Raw genomic sequence first — 17,666 nt, forward strand, 5'->3', positions numbered from 1 at the left:
TTTCCCGAGCTCCGCCCCATTGAATTGAACGAAAGGCCTGGGCGGGACAACTCACCCGGGCTCCTCCAGATTGTTCCGGCCAAGTAGCGAGTCCGTCCGATGCTCAAGAAATCCCTTTGTCTTGCCGCATGCTTATTCTCGATCCTTTCCGGGGTTGCAGGCGCGCAGGACCGTTATCAAAACCGTCCGCCCGTCATCGTCAGCCCGGATCTGACCGCCCCCTGGGTGATGCAGCTGACGGGCGAGCGCGTGGTCTATCGCCAGCAGGTACCCAAGACCACCCGAAAGCGGCTTGAGCGGCGCGAGCTCAGCCGCCGCCCCGCCAACGCAGCCGTTCAGCCAGCCTCGATCGCGCGCAGGCAGAAGGCTGCAAAGTCGCAAATCGATCCGCAGTTCCTCCCGCAGATGATCGCTTACGAGACGAAGGAGAAGCCCGGGACCATCGTCATCGACACCAACAACCGCTTTCTCTATCTCGTCACCGGCAACGGCAAGGCGCGGCGCTACGGCGTCGGCGTCGGCAAGCCGGGCTTCGAATGGGCCGGAGAGCACAGGATCACGCGCAAGGCCGAGTGGCCCAACTGGACGCCGCCGCAGGAAATGATCGCGCGCGAGGCAGCCCAGGGCCACTATCTGCCAGCCCGGATGGACGGCGGCCCGGAGAATCCGCTCGGCGCTCGCGCCATGTATCTAGGCTCGACGCTCTATCGCATCCACGGCACCAATGCACCCTGGACGATCGGCTACGGCGTTTCCTCCGGCTGTATCCGCATGCGCAACGAGGATGTGGTCGATCTTTACGAGAGGGTGAAGGTCGGCACAAAAGTCATCGTGATATAGCGACTATGGATGCACAATACTTCTTCCGCGTTTTCTCTCTTCAACTCCCAAAAACGTGGTTTTGAAGCAACAGATGTTCCCTCAGATACAAGTCTTACCGAAATCGCCGCACTATAGAATGTATCGCGGGCGTCCACTTGCGGTTAAATCGCATGGCTTGCTTGCAACGAGGGTTCAGAGGGAATCGTAAATGAGACGTCATGTCACGGGGATGGCCGCGCTTGCAGTCGCGGCCGCTGCTCTTCTTATTTCCGCAAACGCTTCGGCATTCAGCCCGGCCGATATTGCCGGCGCGGGCGTAAAGCGTTCCGACATCATTCAGGTCGCCAAGCAGAAGAAGCCACCTCAGAGATATTGGCGCACCAAGGTGCGCTTCCGCACGGACGAGGCCCCCGGCACCATCATCGTCGACACCAACAGCAAGTATCTCTATTACATCGATGGCCCGAACCGGGCGACGCGCTACGGCATCGGCGTCGGCCGCGACGGCTTCGGCTGGTCCGGTGTCGTCGAGGTTGGCCGAAAGGCCGAGTGGCCGAGCTGGACGCCGCCGGCCGAGATGCGTGTGCGAGAAAGAGCGAAGGGCCGGATCCTGCCCATCACCCAGCCCGGAGGCATCGACAATCCCCTCGGCGCCCGCGCGCTCTATCTCTACAAGGGCGGCCGCGACACGATCTTCCGTATCCACGGAACCAACCAGCCCTGGACCATCGGTCAGAACATGTCCTCGGGCTGCATCCGGATGATGAACGAGGATGTCGAACACCTCTATGAGCGCGCCGGCATCGGCACGAAAGTCGTCGTCATCGGCCCCGGCAGCAAGCCCGGCGACACCTATTTCGACGATCGCGGCGTCGACATTTTCCGTACGATTTTCGGCGGTTGACGGCCGGAAGGGAGGGCCGTACCGGCAGGATTCCTTCGACGTCCGGTTTACGCCCCTCATCCCGCTGCCGCGACCTTCTCCCCGTCTGACGGGGAGAAGGAACAAGTGGCTGCGCTAGCAATTCTCCCGCACCGATGAGGAGGTAGAGCGCGCAGCGAGTCCCTTCGCACCGCTTGCGGGGAGAAGGTGCCGGCAGGCGGATGAGGGGGCCTGCTCACCCCCTGACTGTCACAACCCCGCCGGCTTCGGTCCGCCATAGGCCCAGTCGAGCAGCTCAACCGTGTGCAGGATCGGTATCTCCGTGCCGCTGGCGATCTGCGTGATGCAGCCGATATTCCCGGTGGCGATCACTTCAGGCTTGGTCGCCTCTATATTTCTGACCTTCCGCGCCTTCAGCTTCGCCGAGATCTCAGGCTGCAGGATGTTGTAGGTTCCGGCCGAACCGCAACAGAGATGCCCCTCCGCCGGCTCGCGAACCGAAAAGCCCGCCCGTTTCAGGAGCTGCTTCGGTGCCGAGGTGATTTTCTGTCCATGCTGCATCGAGCAAGCGGAGTGGTAGGCAACGGTGAGATTCCGTGCCCCCTGCTCCGGCAGGTCGAGGGTCGCGAGATATTCGGTGACGTCCTTGGCCAGCGCGGAAACCCTCGCAGCCTTTTCCGCATAGGCCGGATCTAGTCGCAGCATATGGCCGTAATCCTTGATCGTCGTGCCGCAGCCGGATGCGGTAATGATGATGGCGTCGAGCCCATCCTCCTCCGCTGCCTTCAGCCAGACATCGATGTTGTGCCGGGCAGCCTTTAGCGCATGCTCGTCCCGTCCCATGTGATGGACGAGCGCCCCACAACAGCCCTCTCCCGCCGAAACGACCACCTCGACCCCCTGGCCCGTGAGCAGACGGATGGTCGCATCGTTGATTTCCGGCCGCAGCACCGGCTGCGCGCAGCCGGTCAGAAGCGCAACGCGGGCGCGCGGCGTGCCCTTTGCCGCGTAGACAGCCGGCTTTGCCCCACGCGCTGCCGGCAGCGCGCTCGGCGCCAGATCGAGCATGACGCCGAAGGTCCTGAGGAAGGGAACCCTCTTCAGCAATCCGGCGAGCGGGCGCGCAAGACCGGCAGCCCCGAGCGCCAGCCGGAACCGTGACGGATAAGGAAGAGTGGCGGCAATGACGGAGCGGGCGAGCCGGTCCTTGAACGGCCGCTTATAGGTCTTCTCGATATGGGCACGGGCGTGGTCGACGAGATGCATGTAGTCGACGCCCGAAGGACAGGTGGTGAGGCATGAAAGACACGAGAGACAGCGGTCGATATGGGTGACGGTCTCGCTGTCTGCCGCACGGCCGTTTTCGAGCATGTCCTTGATCAGGTAGATTCGCCCGCGCGGACTGTCGAGTTCGTCGCCGAGGACCACATAGGTCGGACAGGTGGCCGTGCAGAAACCGCAATGCACGCATTTGCGCAGGATCGTTTCGGATTCGGCGACATGCGGGTCGGCGAGCTGCTCAGGGGAGAAGTTGGTCTGCAACCGAGTACTCCATGTGGCGCCTTGCGGCCTTTGGATCACTTTGATCTCCGTCGGGCTGGCCGGAAATCGCATGATCGATTCTCTTCGTCTTAGGCCGATCTTTTAGACCGCACGATGGCGAAAGGCCCCTTCGCCTAGTTCTGGACCAACGCTGCTGCGCGCCCCGGATTGAATATGCCCGACGGGTCGAATTGGGCGCGGATGCGTTCCGACAATCGTGCCACGGCCGGGGGCTGCGGTTCAAAGGCCGGAATGCGGCCGCGCGCCTCCTCGTCGGCACGCAGAAGCGCCGCATGTCCGCCACCGACCGCGCCGATATAACGGCGGAGCAGCTCCGCCTCCGGGTCTGCCTCCATGCGCAGCCACACCAGACCGCCCTGCCAGTCGTAGAAGGCATCGACGCCGGTCTGCAGGCGCAATGCGGCGACGAGCTGATGGCCCGCGGAAGGGGCGACCGATATGCGCCACAAAGACCGTCTGGTGCCATCGGCATAGGGCTTTACGTCGCGGATTTCCGCCCACAGGGTTCTTGTCTGCGCCTCGTCGAGCTGCGATATCCGCCCGAAGCGCGATAGTTTTTCGCCAAGCTTCTCCGCCCGAATGGCAACGGATGCCGCGAGGCCTTCGAGGCGCAGCACCGTTGCGGCGCCATCCGGCCATGCACCGTCGAGAAAGCGGCTTCGCACGCTCTCCGGCAGATGCGACGCACCCGAAACCTCCACCGGCTGCGCCATGGCCTCGGCCATCACCGCGGCGGCTTCCGCATCGTTCAGCCCGGAGACGACGACGGTCGCCGCCGCCGGCGGCAGTGGCAGCACCTTGAAGGTGACTTCGGTCAGAATGCCGAGCGTGCCGTAGGACCCCGCCATGAGCTTGACGAGATCGAGCCCCGTCACGTTCTTCATCACCCGGCCGCCGGCCTTGATGAGTTCTCCCCGGCCGTTGACGAAACGCACCCCGAGCAGGCTGTCGCGAGCGGCGCCGGCGACGTAGCGGCGAGGCCCGGAGACATTGGCGGCGAAGACCCCGCCGATCGTCGGTTCGCCCGTCGTTGCGAAAATCGGCCGATGGTCCATGGGTTCGAAGGAGAGCATCTGGCCCTTGGCGTGCAGTGCCGACTCGACCTCGGCGAGCGGCGTTCCGGCAAGCGCACTCATGGTCATCTCGGCCGGGTCATAGGTGACGATGCCGGAAAGGCGCCTGGTCGAGAGGGCTCTGTCCGCACGCACGGGATTGCCGAGACCTGCGCGCGTGCCGCCGCCGACCACGGCGAGCGTGACTCGTTCGGCCGCCGCGGAACGCACGACGGACGCGATCCCCTCCTCGCTTGCCGGTTCGAAATGGACGATCATGCCGCGGGCCGTCCTTCGAGCGGAAAAACCTTCGACGGGTTCATAAGCCATTGCGGATCGAAGGCGGCGCGCGCCGCCATCTGCTGGCCGAGATCGGCCCTGCTGTACTGGTGCAGCATCAGATCGCGTTTCTCGATGCCGACGCCGTGTTCCCCGGTCAGGCAGCCGCCCGCCTCGACGCAGAGCTTCAGTATGTCGTTGCCGGCAGCTTCCGCGCGGGCAGCTTCTTCCGGATCGTTGATGTTGTAGAGGATCAGCGGATGCATGTTGCCGTCGCCGGCATGGAAGACATTCGCCACCCGCAGACCGTAGCCGGCGACGATCTCCCCGGTCCGGCGCAAGACGTGGGAGAGCTGGCTCAGCGGCACCGTCCCATCCATGCAGATATAGTCGGCAATCCGGCCGGTTGCGCCGAAGGCAGACTTACGCCCCTTCCAGATCAGTGCCGCTTCCAGAGCCGACTGCGATTCCCTGATCGTCATCACGCCGTGGCGGCGGGCGATCTCGATGATGCCGGCGAGCGTCGCATCCATCTCAGCCTCGGAGCCTTCCACTTCGACGATCAGCAATGCTTCGACGTCGAGCGGATAGCCGGCCTGGGCAAAGGCCTCGCAGATCTCGATCGCCGGCCTGTCCATGAATTCGATTGCGACGGGGATGATGCCCGATCCGATGATATCGGCGACGCAGCTGCCGGCGGACTCGGAAGAGGCAAATCCGAAGAGCACGGGCCGCGCACCTTCGGGCTTCGCAATCAGCCGCACCGTCGCTTCCGTGACGATGCCGAGCTGCCCCTCCGAACCGCAGACGAGCCCAAGCAGGTCGTATCCCGGCGCGTCCAGCGCCTTGCCGCCGAGTTCGATCACGGTGCCGTCGAAAAGCACCATCTTGACGCCCAGAAGGTTGTTGGTCGTAACCCCGTACTTCAGGCAGTGCGCGCCGCCGGAATTCATCCCGATGTTCCCGCCAATGGTGCAGGCGAGCTGCGAACTCGGATCCGGCGCATAGAAGAAGCCGTCGGCCGAAACCGCATCGGAAATATTGAGATTGGTCACGCCCGCCTGAACCGTCGCCGTGCGGTTGAACAGGTCGATATCCAGGATGCGCGACATCTTCGACAGACCGACGACGATCGCGTCCTCCTGAGGAATGGCGCCGCCGGAGAGCGAGGTGCCGGCGCCCCGCGGCACGATCGGAATGCCGTAGCGGCTGCAATATTTGAGCACCGCGGCCACGTGCTCCGTCGTCTCGGGAAGAACGACCGCGAGCGGCATCCGCCGATAGGCGATAAACGCATCCGTCTCGAAGGGCTTGAGGCCGCGCTCGTCGCTGATGAGGCCGCCTTCCGGCAACAGATCGGCAAGATCGGCGACGATTTCCCGCCGACGGTCGAGGACGGCCTGCCTTGGCTTCAGAAAGCCGATCGTCTCCGGCATGAGCGCCTCCCATTCACAGCAAAGTGGTATTTTTTGCTTACCACTAATGCATGTCGCCCAAAAGTGTGCAGCGGATCTGAGACAAGGACATACACAAACAATGACCTCAGTGCGTCCCGCTCAAACCTTTTATAGAGGTGGACGGACACCCGGCAAATGTTAATGATCTTTTCGCCTCTGGAAACAATGATCAGGATTGATGACGAATCTAGGCGATCTCGAAATTTTCGCGCGGGTGGTGTCGACCGGCAGCATGTCGGCGGCGGGACGCGCGCTCGGCTTTTCCGCAGCCGTGATTTCCAAACGCATCAAGCGGCTCGAAGACAGGTTGGGCACGCGGCTCCTGCAGCGCACGACGCGGCAGATTTCGCTGACGGAGGCCGGCCAGGGTTTCTATGACCGGGTTCTCGGCATTCTCGCCGGCCTCGAGGAGGCGGAGGCCTATGCCTCCGGCCGCTCCTCCCAGGTCCAGGGGACGCTGCGCATTTCCGCGCCGACCTCCTTCGGCCGCATGCACATCGCGCCGCATCTGACCGGTTTCATGAAGGACCATCCCGACCTGAAGCTGCACATCGTGCTGACCGACGATTTCACCGACATCGTCGCAGAAGGCTTCGACCTCGCCATCCGAATAGGCGAACTCGGCGATTCGAGCCTCGTCGCCCGCAAGCTCGCGCCGGTGCGCCGGCTTCTCTGCGCAGCGCCGAGCTATGTCGCCCGTCATGGAGCGCCGACGGAGATCGGCGAACTCGCGAAGCACATCTGCCTTCCGGCGCACAACAACGACAACTGGAAGCTGGAGGGGCCCGACGGCAGCCTCTCCTATCGGCCGGAGGGACCGCTCGTCACCAACTCGTCGGAAATCATCCGCGAAGCGGTGATTGCCGGTGCCGGCATCGCGCTGCGCTCCACCTGGGATATCGGCAGGGAACTTCGGGAGGGGCGACTGGTTCAGGTGCTGCCGCAATGGGAAGGATCGCACAAGCTGACGCTTTCGGCGGTCTATCCGAGCCGGCAATTCCTGCCGGCCAAGGTGCGGCAGTTCATCGACTATCTCGCCGCACTCTACGGGCCGGTGCCCTACTGGGAGCAATAGTCTATCCGTGCTCGTCGTGATGCCGGCGAATGCGCCGCACCACCAGCCAGACCCCGGCGACCGCGAAGGGAACGGCGAGGCCCGTCAGGAGACCTGGATCGACGGGTATTTCATGACTGACGGCCTTGGCGAGGTAGCCGAAGAGCCCGACGACATAATAGGAGATCGCCGCCACCGACAGTCCTTCGACGGTCTGCTGCAGGCGCAATTGCAGCTTGGCGCGGCGATCCATCGAATTCAACAGGGCGCTGTTCTGCCGTTCCAGTTCGACGTCGATCCAGCTTCTCAGGAGAGCCGTAGCGCGGGCGAGCTTGCGCGAAAGGTTCGCCTGCCGCTCCTCGACCGACTGACAGGTGCGCATGGCCGGCGCCAGCCTGCGCTCGAGGAAGGTGCCGATCGTCTCGTAACCGGGCACCGGCGTCTCGGAAAGCGTGCGGATGCGTTCCTGGACAATGCCGTAATAGGCGCGGCTGGCGCCGAAGCGATAAAGGCTGAGGGCGGCACCCGCTTCGAGATCGGCGGCAAGGCGGGTGATCTCCGCCAGCATCTCGTCAGCCTCCTCGCGGACGTTCTCCTTCATGCGCTGCGTCACCGCCGTCAGGCCGTCCTCGGTGCGGCGGATCTCCGGCGACAGCGATTGGGCAAGCGGCAGGCCGAGGATGGCGAGCGTGCGGTAGGTCTCGATGTCGAGCAGGCGCTGCACCAGGGCGCCTGTTCCCGCCTCCGTCATGCCGCGATCGATAACGAGCACCTGGGTCAGTCCGTCGCCGTTCTGGCGAAAGTCGGTCACGAGCACCGCCTGGCCATTCTTGGTTTCGCTGTAACAGAGGCTCGTGGGATCGAAGGCGCCGATGGCCTCGCGGGTGTCCGGCGTATCGGGACGGATTTCCAGACGAATTCCGGAAATCAGCGAGCCCGGGGGCGAAAAACCGTCGCCGAACGGGTGGATCGGCACCTCACCGCCGAAGCTTTCCGGCGCGGGCGCGTCCCAGAAATAGGTGGAGAATTCCGTGTGCCGCTCCCAGCGAAGCGTTCCCTGCCCCCAGGGGATCGCGTGGTGATTGGCGTCGCGACCGGGCGGGGCGATGCCGCGCGAGCGCGACAACTCGGACATCACGGCGTGATCGACGATCGAACCGCCCTCCGTCATGAAGGCGAGTTGAAAGATGACGCGCGGAGTCGTCACCAGCGCATAGGGCCGTGAATGGACCTCGCCGAGCGCCTGGGCGCGCAAGGGCGCCACCGGAAATGCAAAACTGCCCTTTGGCATGAAGCGCTTCTTCCCCCTCACGCGTTCATCATCACCTTCTTATCAACGGATAAGGTAAAAAGAACAGGGCGCTTTGACGCAGTTCGATCTTTGTCAACACCCGCAGAGTGGACAATCAATTTGACCACTTGATAGGCCCTGTTAGATTGCCGAATGGAAGCGGAGGCCGGCGAAACCTGTGCACAATGCCCTTGGCGCTCCGGGAGACGTGGCCGTGACCGAAAACCAGGACGACCTCTATGCCCGCATCAGCCATAGCCGGACGGCCGACGAGGTCGTGCAGCAGATCGAGCTTCTGATCCTCGAGGGCGTGTTGCGCGATGGCGATCGCTTGCCGGGCGAGCGAGAACTCTCCAGGCGCTTCGACGTGTCGCGGCCGATCCTGCGTGAGGCGCTCAAGGAGTTGGAGGCGCGCGGTCTCGTCGAGAGCCGGCATGGCGGCGGCACGTTCGTCGCCGACGTGGTCGGCCAGATCTTTTCCAAACCCCTGATCGAGCTCATCGGACGCCACCACAAGGCGACGCAGGACTATCTCGAATACCGGCGCGAACTCGAAGGCTTGACGGCGGAACTGGCGGCGACCCGCGCAACCGACTTCGACCGCGACATTCTTACCCGCGTCATCGAGCGCATGCGCTCCGCGCACAAGAGCGGCAATTTCGCCGAAGAGCTCGAAGCCGATATCGAACTGCACAATGCTATCGGCGAAAGCGCTCATAATATCATCCTGCTTCACACCCTCAGGGCCTGTTACAGGCTGCTGACCCAAGGCATCTTCTTCCACCGCAATTCCGTCTTCGGCGCGCCCGGCGCGCGCGACCAGCTTCTCGCGCAGCATGAGGCGATCTATGCGGCGATCATGGTCGGCGATCCACAAACCGCTAAGACAGCCGCGCAGAGCCACATCGATTTCGTCGCCACGGCAGCGCGCGAGGCCGAGCGCAGCGGAGAGTGGGTGCGCATTGCCCGTCTGCGCCTGCAGCAGCGCGATCGCTCCGGTTCCTGACCCGTCGCGCGCGACAAGCGCTAAAGTACGGATGGCGAGTGCCCCTTGGTAAAATTCCCGCCGATTTCCTACATATGGTCGTATGGGGCAGTGGTTCTGTCGGAACCGCGACTCCGCGCTTTGCGTTAGTTGGCTAATATATGGGTCCCGAAAAGGAAGAGCATGAATCCGAATGAATGCGGCGTGTTTTGACGAACGCATTTACAGCGGCATGCGACGGTTCATACTCGGGTCGCGCAGCGGCAACCACTGATTCGTTGAGGAGTATCGGGAATCTTGAACTTTCTGCACCGGCTCGCTTCTGATGTGCAACTCATGCTGCGTCGCCCGGCGCGAATGCAGTATGCGGCGCTGTGCTATCGGCTTGCCAGGAAGACGAATGCGCTGGAAATCCTGGTGATCACCAGCCGCGACACCGGCCGGTGGGTCATCCCCAAGGGGTGGCCGATGCAGGGCAAGCAGGCGCACGAGGTCGCCGAGCGCGAGGCCTATGAGGAGGCCGGGGTGAAGGGCAAGGTGCAAAGGGCCGCCATCGGCGCCTACGTCTATCAGAAGCGGAAGGATCACGGCCTCGAGATCTCCTGCAAGGTGCAGGTGCATGCGCTCGAAGTTGAGGATTTCTGCAAGAACTTCCCGGAGAAAGGCAGCAGGCGGCTGGAGTGGGTCGACTATCGTGAGGCGGCAAAGCGCGTTGCAGAGCCTTCGCTGAAAGAGCTTATCCTCGATTTCGGCAAACGCGTCGACCCCGACCCGGAGCAGCGGCCGAAGGCCTCCAGCAACTGACGGCGAGGGCGGAAGCCCACGGCATCTGCACCGGCGACTGGTCGAACACGCAAGGTCGCCGCAGGCTTCGACATGCCGGATCGGGTAATGCCCCGGCCCACCCTTCGTCCCCCCTCTTCAATTCCTCTTGAATACGCCCGTTTGTGCCGCTACTGGCGAATATTAAAGTTGGAGAACAGCCATTGGCCAAGCCGCGACCGCGCCTCGAAAAGCTGACGCTCGACAAGGATCTCGACAAGTTCAGCCTTGCCGAGGAAGCGTCGCATCACGTCATGCGCAGGTTGGCTGCTCCCGGGCTTGCCGCTCTCTTCCTGATCCTCAGCATGGGCTTCGCGGCGAGCTATTTCACGGGCGCCTCCGGTGCGGCCGTGGTGGTGGCGGCTGCGGCGGTCGCGGGCTACATGGCGATGAACATCGGCGCCAACGACGTCACCAACAACGTCGGAGCGGCGGTCGGTGCAAAAGCGATATCGATGCCCGTGGCGCTGGGGATTGCGGCGGTGTTCGAGATCGCCGGAGCGCTGATCGCCGGCCGTAAGGTCACGCTGACCATCGAGTCCGGGATCATCGACGGCACGCAGCTGGTCGGCGCCGAAGGGCTGGTCTGGGTGATGCTGTCGGCGCTTATCTCATCGGCGATCTGGATCAATATCGCGACCTATTCGCGTGCGCCCGTTTCGACGACGCATTCGCTTATCGGCGGCATTATCGGCGCAGGTGTCGCCGCCGCCGGGCTTTCCAGCGTCAAGTGGTGGGCGATCGCCGGCATCACGGCGAGCTGGACGATTTCGCCCGTGCTCGGCGGGGTCATTGCCGCACTCTTCCTCGCCTTTCTCAAGGAGTTCGTCATCTACCGCGATGACAAGATCTCGGCCGCCCGGCGCTGGATGCCTGTCGTCCTCGGTGTCACCGCCGGTTCGTTCACGGCCTATGTCGCGGTCTTTGCCATCGATCATCTGGCTTTTGTCCCGCTTCCGACCGGCCTGTCGATAGGCGGGCTGGCCGGGATCGCTTGCTACATAGTGTCGAAGCCGTGGATCCACCGCCAGTCGGAAGGTCTCGAAAACCGCAACCAGTCGCTTCGCAAGCTGTTCCGCCTGCCGCTCATCTTCTCGGCCGCCCTGCTGTCCTTCGCCCATGGCGCAAACGACGTATCGAACGCGATCGGCCCGCTGTCGGCGATCGTCTCGGCCGTCGACGGCGTGATCTCGAGCGCGGATTCGGAGGCCCCCTTCTGGGTACTCCTCATCGGCGCACTCGGCATCTCGGTGGGTCTTCTGCTCTACGGTCCGCTGCTGATCCGTGTCGTCGGCGAGGAGATCACGCGCCTCAATCCGATGCGCGCCTTCTGCGTGGCGCTTGCGACCGCCGTGACGGTTCTGCTTGCCTCGGCTCTCGGCCTGCCGATCAGTTCCACCCACACGGCGGTGGGCGCCGTATTCGGCGTCGGCTTCTTTCGCGAGTGGTACACGCGTCACTCGCAACGGCGGCTCGAATATGTCCGGCGCAAGACGGGCCAGACCGAATTCATGGAAAAGGGCGAGACGAATTTTGCGGAAGTGCGTCGCCGGCGCCTGGTGCGGCGCTCCCACTTCCTGACGATCGTCGCCGCCTGGGTCATCACGGTCCCCGTGTCGGCGCTGCTCTCGGCCTTCCTCTATCTCGTCCTCTCCGGCCTGTTTCTCTAGAAGGTACCCGATTCCGATGCGCGCCAATTTCCGCATGCAGCGACTGTTCATCGAGAACCCGCTCCACGCCGGAGCGAAACACGAAACCACCAGGGAGCAGTTCAACTATCTCATCAACGTCCTGCGCCTCGGTGAAGGCTCATCGCTTCTGGTCTTCAACGGCCGGGACGGCGAATGGCGGGCGGAGATAGCCATGCCGTCGCGCAAGCAGGCGGTTCTCGTCGCGGTCGAGCAGACGCGCCCTCAGCCCGCCCCTTGCGATCTCGTCTACCTGTTTGCGCCTCTCAAGGTAGGGCGGCTCGACTATCTCGTGCAGAAGGCGGTGGAGATGGGTGCCGGCGTTCTGCAGCCGGTCATGACGCAGCATGTCCAGGGCAAGATCGGCAGCCTCGAACGCGTCCGCGCCAATGTCATCGAAGCGGCCGAGCAATGCGGCGTGCTCGGCATTCCGGCAGTCGAGGAACCGCGCAAGCTCGAGGACCTCCTCGTGGACTGGCCGCGCGACCGGCGCATCGTCTTCTGCGACGAGGGAAACGACAGCCAGAATCCACTGCCCATCCTCGAGGGAATTGCCGAACGCCGGCTGGCGCTCCTGATCGGGCCGGAGGGCGGCTTTTCGGAGGCGGAGCGGGACCTGTTGCGGAGCCGTGACTTCGTGACGGCGATCCCTCTCGGGCCGCGCATCCTGCGCGCCGATACCGCGGCAGTGGCTGCGATGGCCGTCATTCAGGCGACGCTCGGCGACTGGCGATGAGCCGTCCATCCGCTTGCCCCTAGTTTTTTTGAGGGCATCTTGAAAGAAATTGACTTGCGCCGCACTTGATTACGGTTCAAGCACTCCATCCGATCCTGCTGACCCCGCAGGAGCCGCCCAGGCAAAGAAGACGAACATGGCCCGAGACACTACCGACCAGACGCCGGTTACCTCTGTCGCTGAACTGACCGCCTATCTGGCATCGGGATCGAAGCCGAAGGAAAAGTTCCGGATCGGCACCGAACATGAGAAATTCGCCTTCTTCAAGGCGGACAACAGCCCGGTGCCCTATTTCGGCGATGCCAGCATCCAGGCGCTCCTGAACGGTATGGCCGAAAGGAACGGCTGGGAGCCGATCATGGACGAGGGGAACGTCATCGGCCTTGCCGAGCCCTCGGGCAATGGAGCGATCTCGCTCGAGCCGGGAGGGCAATTCGAGCTTTCCGGCGCGCCGCTCGAGAACCTCCATCAGACCTGCAAGGAATCCAACCAGCACCTGGCAGTGCTTCGAGAAATCGCCGAACCGCTCGGCATCCGTTTCCTCGGCATCGGCGGCAGTCCGAAATGGAGCTTCGCCGAGACGCCGCGTATGCCGAAGTCGCGCTACGCCATCATGACGCGCTACATGCCCAAGGTGGGCAGCAAGGGCCTCGACATGATGTACCGCACCTGCACGATCCAGGTTAACCTCGACTTCTCCTCGGAAGAGGACATGCGGCGGAAGATGCAGGTCTCCCTGAAGCTGCAGCCGCTCGCCACCGCCTTCTTCGCAAGCTCCCCCTTCACCGAAGGTAAGCCGAACGGGCTGCTTTCCTGGCGGGGAGACATCTGGCGCGATACCGACAACCAGCGCTCGGGCCTGTTGCCGACCGCCTTCAAGCCGGATTTCGGCTTCAGCGACTACGTGGAATGGGCGCTCGACGTTCCCATGTATTTCGTCGTCCGCGGCGGGCATTATCATGACTGCACCCATGTCACCTTCCGCCAGTTCATGAACGGGGCGCTGAAGGGCGAAATCGCCGAGTGGCAGCCGACGATGGGCGACTGGACCAATCATCTGTCGACGCTCTTTCCCGACGTCCGTCTGAAGCGTTTCCTGGAAATGCGCGGGGCAGACGGTGGACCGTGGCGGCGGATCTGCGCCCTGCCGGCGTTCTGGGTGGGCCTGCTCTACGATGACGAGGCCCTGTCGGCGGCCGAGGAATTGACCCGCGACTGGGGTTACGAAGAGGTCCTGGCACTCAGAGATGCCGTGCCCGCAAAAGCGCTCGCGGCCGAATTCCGGTCGAGGTCGCTCTTCGACGTCGCACGCGAGGTTCTCACCATTTCGCGCAACGGTCTCAAGCGCCGCAACCGGCTGAACGGCGACGGCATCGACGAAAGCCAGTTCCTGGCACCGCTTGACGAAGTGCTGGCGAAGAAGGCGACGCTCGCGGAAGACATGCTCTCGCTCTATCACGGCCGCTGGAACGAATCGGTCGAACCGGTTTTCGCCGACTACCAATACTGAGCGGACCCTTTATCCGGACGGAGCGCCGCGGACAGGCTCGTTCCGCCCCCGTCCGGCGCTTTCGAAAAAGCGGTTTCCAGCCCTCCAATTCCCGTTATAGTGCAAGGACATGCGTCTCGTCCGGGAAGGAACGCCAATGGCACCGCTTTTTGACATGTTCGCTCAGGCGCAGAACGGCCACGCCATCGAACTGATGGCGAAGCAATTCGGGCTCGCGCAGGAGCAGATGGCGAAAGCCACGGCCGCGCTGATGCCCGCATTCTCCACCGGCTTTAAGCACAATACCACGAACCCCTACGACTTCGGCGCGCTGCTGACGGCGCTCTCGACCGGCAATTACGCCCGGTATTTCGAAGACATCAGCCAGGCGTTCACACCCCAGGGCGTCGCCGATGGCAACGGCATTCTCGGCCAGCTTTTCGGCTCGAAGGAAATGTCGCGCGCGATCGCGGCGCAGGCGGCACAGATGACGGGGATCGGCCAGGAGATCTACAAGCAGATGCTCCCGGTGATGGCGAGCACGCTGATGGGGGGTCTCTTCAAGCAGACCACGGGGCAGATGAGCGGTGGGCTCGCCGACAATCCGATGATGACGCTGATGCAGCAATGGATGGAGGCGACGGGCTTCGCCAAGAAGCCCGAACCGCAGTCCAACCCCTTCGACAATCCTTTCGCTCAAGCGATGCAGGGCTTCTTCGGCGTGGGCAAGGCAGGAGAAATGGGCAGGGCCGGGGATAAGCCGAAAGCAGCCGACCTATTCGCCGACAATCCCTTCTTCAAGGCCTATCGGGAGATGATGGGAGGCGCCGGCACGACCGAGAAAGCACCGGCCGATAACCCAGCTTTTGCCCAGTTTTCGCAGGCGATGAACAGCCTCTTCGACAGCGGCCTGGAGATGCAGAAGGAATATCAGAAAAGCATCGACGCGCTGTTCGAGAGCTACAAGGGCGGCTCGGGCGGCAAGGCGTAGCCGTCGGAATTTGCAGGCGGATGAGGGCGGTTGTTCGCTTTCTACGGCTCGTGCCAAGCGCTATGCGTAGGCACGATCTGGCCCAACAAGATGATACGGTTCGACCAGGCAGTCGGTTGGGATGCCCCATTCTTTGTGAAGTCTGCGGATCATATCGACGGTAAGAGCGCGCCTTTTGCTCAAGATTTCGGAGGCCCTGGAACGGGAGCCGAAAAGTGCCGCCAAATCTGCCTGCGTACGGCCGAACATCTCCATGTGCGCCTTGATCAACTCAACGGGCTCAGGAGCTTCGATCGGGTGATGCTCGTTTTCGTAAGCCTCGATCAGGGTCGAGAGAATATCGAAACGGTCCGCTTCCTCGGTTCCGGTTTCAGGCGGCTGATCGAAGTATTTCGAGACCTCGTGGATGGCCCATGCAAGGTCATCATCGTTCCTTATGGCGCGAATATTGTCCATTACACTTTCTCCGGGTTGATCTTGTCGTATTCATCATGGGTGCCCATAAACTTGATCAGCACTCTTTTGAACGGGTACGCGACGTGAACGACAAGGCGATATTTATTGCCTGATATGTCGAAAATGATGCGATTGTCGCTCACAAAATCCACGTTGGCACCGAACATCGACTTCACATCGGACGGGCCCGCCCAGTTGGCGTTCCTAACCACCGCGTGCCACGTTTTGAGAGGCGTTTCTGCTTGAGGATGCTTTTCCCAAATCGCTCTCAACGTGGACTTCGCTATGATTTGCATGGACCCTTGGATATTCCCAAATTGGGAACATGTCAATAATAGCTGTGAGGAAAGCGGCGTCAGAGCCTACAGCGCCCCGCTCTCGCGCAAAAAAAGCCCGGTACATGTCTTGGCATGTACCGGGCAAGCAGCAGGGTCTATTGGCTCATACCCTGCGGGGAACTTTCAGGTGCCGTCGGCACTGTGCGAATTTCGCGGCATGATCCGCGCGAGGGCGAAGATTTCGCAGATCATGCCGCACTGGCGCATCCCAGGCGGCGGGACGCGCCATGAGGGGTCAATCGTGGCGCACTCCCCTGTAGAAGAGGTTCGCCCGATTGCGTGAGGCGCGCGTCAGATAGCTGCCCGGGTTTTCGAAGAAGGCCGAGGTCAGCGCCTCGTGCAGGTCTTCGCGTTTCAAACCCATGTCCAGCAGCTGGCGGTCGTCGAGATCCTGCAGGCGGGCGATCTGGCAGCGGTTTCGATAGAGGCGCCAGACGGCCGTCAGCACGCCGACGATGCCTGTTGTGCGGATTGCAGGCGACTGCCTGCTCGCAACGAGGCCGAAACCGGAGGCGTGGTGGGTCGTGCGCATGACGGAACTCCTTTTCGCGGGCACGAAGAAACCCGTCCCCTGCGGGGAGGTCGTTCGCAGGGGCAGGCCGAAATACTTTTGGCGAACCGGCGACTATTTTGGCCGGAAAGATTGACGTGGTTTGCGGATTATCATTCGCAAATCCTTATTGATCAGTCCAACGAATGTTTTTAATGATATTCATCAAACAATCTTATAGGTATTCCGGCCATGTCCGCACCGCTCGATATTGACCAGCTGCAAACCTTCGTAGCAATCGCAGATACGGGCAGCTTCACCAAGGCGGCCGACCGTGTCTTCAAGACCCAATCCGCCGTGTCGATGCAGATGCGACGCCTCGAAGAACGGATCGGCAAGCCGCTTTTCATGAAGGATGGCCGGGGCAACCGGCTGACCGTCGAGGGCGACAGGCTCCTCAATTTTGCCCGCCGGATGATCCGCCTCAACAATGAGGCGATCGCCTCCTTCGACGACAACCGCCTCGAGGGAACGCTGCGGATCGGCACGCCGGACGACTACGCGGACCGCTACATGCCCGAAATCATCGTCCGCTTCGCCAAGACGCACCCAAACGTCGAGCTCTACATCATCTGCGAGCCTTCGGTGGACCTCGCGGAAAAAATGGCGAAGGGCGATCTCGACATCGCGCTCGTCACCCACAATCCGCGTGCGCGGGCTTCCGACGTCGTACGGACCGAACCGCTCTGCTGGGTAAGCTCCATCAATCATCCGCTGCCCGAGAATGCCCCGATCCCGCTTGCGGTCGGCCGGCGCGACTGTCAGTGGCGGCAGGCTGCCTGCGCGGCGCTCGACGCCACCGGCAAGGAATATCAGATCCTGTTCACGAGCTGGTCCTCGACCGTCGTTGCCGCCGCGGTGCTCGCCGGCATGGCGGTCTCCGTGCTTCCGGAGTCGGCGTTGCGACCGGGCATGAAGGTGCTGACGCTGGCGGACGGCTTCCCGTCGCTGGCGCCGGTGCAGATCGGCATCATGAAGCGCCCCGGCCTTTCGCCGTCGCTGTCGAACGCGATCACCAATCATATTACCGCCTGCCTCGACAACATCACGCCCATCACCGTCAACGACGATCTCGAAGGCGATCTCAAGGGCTATCCGCGTTATCCGCGCCTCAGGCAGAGCCATATGCTGCCGGGCTGGTGAGCCGCCTTACACGGCTCCTCCAATGCCGAAGGCCACGCCTTGCTGAGGCGTGGCCTTCGCGCTTGTC

General features: G+C 62.7%; 17 protein-coding genes. 10 read left to right on the forward strand and 7 right to left on the reverse strand.

What is annotated here, in order from left to right:
- Positions 1 to 99: 99 nt before the first annotated feature.
- Positions 100 to 840: a L,D-transpeptidase gene (locus M1D43_RS09700; protein ID WP_153314441.1), complete on the forward strand. Its 741-nt coding sequence runs from the start codon at positions 100 to 102 to the stop codon at positions 838 to 840.
- 190 nt (positions 841 to 1,030) lie between these two features.
- Positions 1,031 to 1,726, forward strand: a complete 696-nt coding sequence (locus M1D43_RS09705) for a L,D-transpeptidase (protein WP_498813935.1) — start codon at positions 1,031 to 1,033, stop codon at positions 1,724 to 1,726.
- 228 nt (positions 1,727 to 1,954) lie between these two features.
- Here M1D43_RS09705 and glcF read toward each other — a convergent pair whose 3' ends face one another.
- The 3 genes from glcF to M1D43_RS09720 form a co-directional block, all read right to left on the reverse strand.
- The gene (gene glcF, locus M1D43_RS09710; RefSeq protein WP_192923478.1) at positions 1,955 to 3,319 is read right to left on the reverse strand and encodes a glycolate oxidase subunit GlcF; all 1,365 of its coding nucleotides are present in this window, start codon (positions 3,317 to 3,319) and stop codon (positions 1,955 to 1,957) included.
- Positions 3,320 to 3,381: 62 nt separating this feature from the next.
- Complete coding sequence (glcE, locus tag M1D43_RS09715) at positions 3,382 to 4,599, reverse strand: glycolate oxidase subunit GlcE (protein WP_153314437.1); 1,218 nt, start codon at positions 4,597 to 4,599, stop codon at positions 3,382 to 3,384.
- Entirely contained in the window at positions 4,596 to 6,035 is a 1,440-nt protein-coding gene (locus M1D43_RS09720) for an FAD-linked oxidase C-terminal domain-containing protein (RefSeq protein ID WP_003527237.1), read from the reverse strand. Before M1D43_RS09720 ends, glcE begins: the two co-directional genes overlap by 4 nt.
- 199 nt (positions 6,036 to 6,234) lie before the next feature.
- On the opposite strand from M1D43_RS09720, the gene M1D43_RS09725 reads away from it, so the two are divergent.
- Positions 6,235 to 7,131: a LysR family transcriptional regulator gene (locus M1D43_RS09725; RefSeq protein ID WP_127638633.1), complete on the forward strand. Its 897-nt coding sequence runs from the start codon at positions 6,235 to 6,237 to the stop codon at positions 7,129 to 7,131.
- Between the two features lies 1 nt (position 7,132).
- Here M1D43_RS09725 and M1D43_RS09730 read toward each other — a convergent pair whose 3' ends face one another.
- On the reverse strand, positions 7,133 to 8,401 hold the full coding sequence (locus M1D43_RS09730; protein ID WP_010968806.1) for a DUF3422 family protein: 1,269 nt from the start codon (positions 8,399 to 8,401) through the stop codon (positions 7,133 to 7,135).
- A gap of 214 nt (positions 8,402 to 8,615) precedes the next feature.
- Here M1D43_RS09730 and M1D43_RS09735 point away from each other — a divergent pair, with 214 nt between their 5' ends.
- The 6 genes from M1D43_RS09735 (at position 8,616) to M1D43_RS09760 (ending at position 15,112) form a co-directional block, all read left to right on the forward strand.
- Positions 8,616 to 9,407, forward strand: coding sequence for a FadR/GntR family transcriptional regulator (locus M1D43_RS09735; protein ID WP_187292983.1), 792 nt, complete (start codon positions 8,616 to 8,618; stop codon positions 9,405 to 9,407).
- 276 nt (positions 9,408 to 9,683) lie between these two features.
- Complete coding sequence (locus tag M1D43_RS09740; protein WP_003527229.1) at positions 9,684 to 10,190, forward strand: NUDIX hydrolase; 507 nt, start codon at positions 9,684 to 9,686, stop codon at positions 10,188 to 10,190.
- 182 nt (positions 10,191 to 10,372) lie between these two features.
- Positions 10,373 to 11,878 carry an inorganic phosphate transporter gene (locus tag M1D43_RS09745; protein ID WP_153314433.1) on the forward strand — a complete coding sequence of 502 codons (1,506 nt, stop codon included), beginning with the start codon at positions 10,373 to 10,375 and terminating at the stop codon, positions 11,876 to 11,878.
- A gap of 16 nt (positions 11,879 to 11,894) precedes the next feature.
- Positions 11,895 to 12,632, forward strand: coding sequence for a 16S rRNA (uracil(1498)-N(3))-methyltransferase (locus tag M1D43_RS09750; protein WP_153314431.1), 738 nt, complete (start codon positions 11,895 to 11,897; stop codon positions 12,630 to 12,632).
- 136 nt (positions 12,633 to 12,768) lie between these two features.
- Entirely contained in the window at positions 12,769 to 14,142 is a 1,374-nt protein-coding gene (locus tag M1D43_RS09755; RefSeq protein WP_153314429.1) for a glutamate--cysteine ligase, read from the forward strand.
- 136 nt (positions 14,143 to 14,278) lie between these two features.
- Positions 14,279 to 15,112 carry a DUF937 domain-containing protein gene (locus M1D43_RS09760; protein WP_153314425.1) on the forward strand — a complete coding sequence of 278 codons (834 nt, stop codon included), beginning with the start codon at positions 14,279 to 14,281 and terminating at the stop codon, positions 15,110 to 15,112.
- A 60-nt stretch (positions 15,113 to 15,172) separates the two neighbouring features.
- Here the strand turns inward: M1D43_RS09760 and M1D43_RS09765 are convergent, their stop codons facing one another.
- The 3 genes from M1D43_RS09765 to M1D43_RS09775 form a co-directional block, all read right to left on the reverse strand.
- Complete coding sequence (locus M1D43_RS09765; RefSeq protein WP_153314423.1) at positions 15,173 to 15,568, reverse strand: helix-turn-helix domain-containing protein; 396 nt, start codon at positions 15,566 to 15,568, stop codon at positions 15,173 to 15,175.
- Entirely contained in the window at positions 15,568 to 15,864 is a 297-nt protein-coding gene (locus M1D43_RS09770; protein WP_153314420.1) for a type II toxin-antitoxin system HigB family toxin, read from the reverse strand. The genes M1D43_RS09765 and M1D43_RS09770 overlap by 1 nt, the downstream gene beginning before the upstream one ends.
- A gap of 277 nt (positions 15,865 to 16,141) precedes the next feature.
- Complete coding sequence (locus tag M1D43_RS09775; protein ID WP_153314418.1) at positions 16,142 to 16,438, reverse strand: DUF1127 domain-containing protein; 297 nt, start codon at positions 16,436 to 16,438, stop codon at positions 16,142 to 16,144.
- 210 nt (positions 16,439 to 16,648) lie between these two features.
- On the opposite strand from M1D43_RS09775, the gene M1D43_RS09780 reads away from it, so the two are divergent.
- Positions 16,649 to 17,599 (forward strand): LysR substrate-binding domain-containing protein, encoded by a 951-nt coding sequence (locus tag M1D43_RS09780; protein WP_003527211.1) that lies wholly within the window; start codon positions 16,649 to 16,651, stop codon positions 17,597 to 17,599.
- The last annotated feature ends 67 nt before the right edge of the window (positions 17,600 to 17,666 follow it).

This window comes from Ensifer sp. R1-3 (assembly GCF_056739175.1).

Bases quoted from the DNA above. Each gene is read 5' to 3' on its own strand.
- M1D43_RS09700 (WP_153314441.1), top strand. From the start codon at position 100: ATGCTCAAGAAATCCCTTTGTCTTGCCGCATGCTTATTCTCGATCCTT.
- M1D43_RS09705 (WP_498813935.1), top strand. From the start codon at position 1,031: ATGAGACGTCATGTCACGGGGATGGCCGCGCTTGCAGTCGCGGCCGCT.
- glcF (WP_192923478.1), bottom strand. From the start codon at position 3,319: ATGCGATTTCCGGCCAGCCCGACGGAGATCAAAGTGATCCAAAGGCCG.
- glcE (WP_153314437.1), bottom strand. From the start codon at position 4,599: ATGATCGTCCATTTCGAACCGGCAAGCGAGGAGGGGATCGCGTCCGTC.
- M1D43_RS09720 (WP_003527237.1), bottom strand. From the start codon at position 6,035: ATGCCGGAGACGATCGGCTTTCTGAAGCCAAGGCAGGCCGTCCTCGAC.
- M1D43_RS09725 (WP_127638633.1), top strand. From the start codon at position 6,235: ATGACGAATCTAGGCGATCTCGAAATTTTCGCGCGGGTGGTGTCGACC.
- M1D43_RS09730 (WP_010968806.1), bottom strand. From the start codon at position 8,401: ATGCCAAAGGGCAGTTTTGCATTTCCGGTGGCGCCCTTGCGCGCCCAG.
- M1D43_RS09750 (WP_153314431.1), top strand. From the start codon at position 11,895: ATGCGCGCCAATTTCCGCATGCAGCGACTGTTCATCGAGAACCCGCTC.
- M1D43_RS09755 (WP_153314429.1), top strand. From the start codon at position 12,769: ATGGCCCGAGACACTACCGACCAGACGCCGGTTACCTCTGTCGCTGAA.
- M1D43_RS09760 (WP_153314425.1), top strand. From the start codon at position 14,279: ATGGCACCGCTTTTTGACATGTTCGCTCAGGCGCAGAACGGCCACGCC.
- M1D43_RS09765 (WP_153314423.1), bottom strand. From the start codon at position 15,568: ATGGACAATATTCGCGCCATAAGGAACGATGATGACCTTGCATGGGCC.
- M1D43_RS09770 (WP_153314420.1), bottom strand. From the start codon at position 15,864: ATGCAAATCATAGCGAAGTCCACGTTGAGAGCGATTTGGGAAAAGCAT.
- M1D43_RS09775 (WP_153314418.1), bottom strand. From the start codon at position 16,438: ATGCGCACGACCCACCACGCCTCCGGTTTCGGCCTCGTTGCGAGCAGG.
- M1D43_RS09780 (WP_003527211.1), top strand. From the start codon at position 16,649: ATGTCCGCACCGCTCGATATTGACCAGCTGCAAACCTTCGTAGCAATC.